Source organism: Rahnella sp. P4_A8 (genome assembly GCF_056402435.1).
Genome location: NZ_JBFUHK010000151.1, coordinates 1 through 2,861, shown reverse-complemented (window position 1 = coordinate 2,861; position 2,861 = coordinate 1). Strand labels below are relative to the sequence as shown.

2 protein-coding genes and 1 rRNA gene are annotated in these 2,861 nt (G+C 49.3%); all 3 read right to left on the bottom strand.

Going from position 1 to position 2,861, the window contains the following annotated elements:
- Window positions 1-115, bottom strand: a 16S ribosomal RNA gene (locus AC1DUO_RS23980); the annotation flags it as partial.
- A 403-nt stretch (window positions 116-518) separates the two neighbouring features.
- On the bottom strand, window positions 519-1,400 hold the full coding sequence (murI, locus tag AC1DUO_RS23975; RefSeq protein WP_013577558.1) for a glutamate racemase: 882 nt from the start codon (window positions 1,398-1,400) through the stop codon (window positions 519-521).
- Window positions 1,345-2,861 (bottom strand): TonB-dependent vitamin B12 receptor BtuB (gene btuB, locus AC1DUO_RS23970; RefSeq protein WP_477989093.1); only part of this gene is annotated, 1,517 nt, incomplete at its 5' end. The genes btuB and murI, both read right to left, overlap by 56 nt.

The following is a 2,861-nucleotide window of genomic DNA, read 5'->3' as shown; positions in this document are numbered from 1 at the left end:
CACCCGTCCGCCGCTCGCCGGCAAAGTAGCAAGCTACTTTCCGCTGCCGCTCGACTTGCATGTGTTAGGCCTGCCGCCAGCGTTCAATCTGAGCCATGATCAAACTCTTCAATTAAAAGTTCGATTTGCTTCAACAAGTGAAGCGGTGCTCAGAGATTACTTCGTAATAATTCAACTAAATGAATTACTGCTTGGTCACTCTAAGACTTGATATTTTTTGCCACCGAGGTGGCTGATATCGTCTTGTGAGTGCCCACACAGATTGTCTGATAAATTGTTAAAGAGCATGCCGCGGTTCGCAAGGAATCTTATGCGGCGCGGGAGGCGTATATTACGTTTTCCCGCTGAAGAGTCAAGARATTATTCATTCGAACATTCTTCTTTTTCTCTTCCCGTCCGGGCGACTTGTCAGTCGTTGTTCCCGGTCAGTGGAGGCGCATTATAGGGAGTTCTCAGAAGGCCGCAACCCCTAAAATACAAATAATTTACCGACCGCTGAATCTTTCATCAAATGATGTTTAAAGCGGCAATTCCTGGATACTTCTGAAGCCATATGCCTGTAAAACAGGCAGCAAACTTTGCGCCTCTGCAGTCATCGCCATGCAGTAGGCGACACACTCGATTTCCACATCGGCTTTTCTTTCAGGAATTGGCACATGAGAAGTTTCAATTAACCAATGCGCACGCCTCGCAATCGCAGAACCCGAGTCGATCATACGCGTACCATCAGGCAAAACCTGTGACAGCTCTTGCGAAAGCAACGGGAAATGCGTGCAACCTAAGACCACCGTGTCTGGCGGTTCACGTAAACGCAACCAAGGATGCAGGATTTTCTTCAACGCCGCTAACGAAACCTCTTCACCATGCAGCTTCGCTTCCGCAAGTTCTACCAGTTCCGCCGAACCCAGCATCAGAATCTGACAATCCGTCGCAAAGCGTGCGACCAGATCATGCGTATAAGGACGCTGAACTGTCGCACGGGTCGCCAGCAATCCGACCACACCATTACGCGTTAATTTAGCTGCAGGTTTGATTGCCGGGACAACCCCGACAACAGGACAACTGAATTTGGCGCGTAATGCGGGGAGAGAAACGGTGCTCGCAGTGTTGCAGGCGATGACAATAATAGAAAGGGGATGGCGTTTCGCAACAGCGGTGACAATCTCCACCACGCGCTCAACGATAAACTCTTCGGATTTCTCGCCGTAGGGGAAAGCCACATTATCGAAGGCATATATATAGTGCAGGTCCGGCAACATCTGCCGGACCTCATCATAAACCGACAACCCGCCGACGCCAGAATCGAAAACCAGCACCGTCGGGCGGTCAGGAACTTGTGTTGTATCAGAAGGTATAGCTTCCAGTAAGGTTGTACTCACGTCCTGGTGTTTCGTAGCCATAAACCGTCTCGTAATCTTTATCAAAGAGGTTGGCAATTCTACCACGAACCGTCAGATGTGACGTTACCGGATATGACACAGCAAGATCCCAAAGACTCACACCACCCAGGCGTACATTTTCATTGGTGTTGTAATTCTTATCGTATCGTTCACCCAAATACTGATAATTGAGCGACCAGTCAAAATCAGCCACAGTCCAGTCGAGCTGATATTTCGCCTGTTGTTTAGCACGGCGTAATAAAATCTCGTTGGTCTCAGCATTGCGGGGATCCAAATATTCCAATGTGACCTGATGCCTCAACGGACCCGTATCGAAAGACCCGGTCCATTCAACACCCTTAATTGTTGCCTTATCGATATTGTAATAACCGAATTGCTGATTGTCGTAACTGATCATCTGATCGATGTCATTACGATAAGCAGACAAACGCCAGTTCAATGGTCCGGTCAGGCCTTCCAGCCCACCTTCCCATTCTTTACTTTCTTCAGGCTTAAGATCGGCATTACCGCCAAAACTGCCATATAACTGTCCCAGATTAGGCGCTTTAAACGCTGTTCCGTAAGACGCAATCAAACGGTAGCCGTCAATAAACTCCCAGGCAGCACTACTTTGCCAGGTGCCATGCGAACCAAACTGTGAATTATCGTCATTACGCACTGCGCCTTCAAAAGTGAAATCGCTCACTTTTTGCTGAGCTGTCGCGTACACCCCCGTGTTTCGTTGGGTATAGCCATCGGTAATATAGTTTGTGCCTGGCTGAGTACTGAGTTTCTGCCAGTCAGCGCCAGCGCTGAGGGTTCCCTGCCCTACCTGGAAAGTGTTTCCCCATTGCAAATTGTATTGATCTGAATCGTCCAGCGTTGCAGAAGCGGAATAAGGACCGTATTTCGGGTCATAATTGTAGTCTTTAGTATTGCTATAGCTTCCGCTGATTTGCGTCGAATAGATCCCTTGCTGGAAGCGCAACCCGGTATCGTAAGTCCGGCTGTACAACTGGCGTGTGTCAGGCAGCGCATCACTGTGTGCCGGATCTGCGTAACTGTATGTTCCGTCATAGGCCGTGCGGTTATCAAAACCGTATGCGCGGGCAAAACCGCTGAACTGGTCGTTGAACTGATGCTCAAGACCTGCCCAGAGCGTCTTACTCATGAAGCCATCACGATCGGGTTGACGCGGATCACCGTAATTATCCGGCAGATTCGCCACCACATCGGTACCTTTTGTATAGGTATAATTCCCCGCTACCGTCAGAACAGTATTCTCACCGAGTTTCTGCTGCGTTGAGCCGTCATAAGCCTGATAGCCGTTTGAACCGATACCGGCTGTCAATGTCGTGCCTAATTTATCACGCGTGGTAATGATGTTAACCACGCCCCCAATGGCATCGGAGCCATAAACTGCCGAGCGTGGGCCACGAATAAACTCAATACGCTGAACCAGAGAAATGGGAATCGGGAATC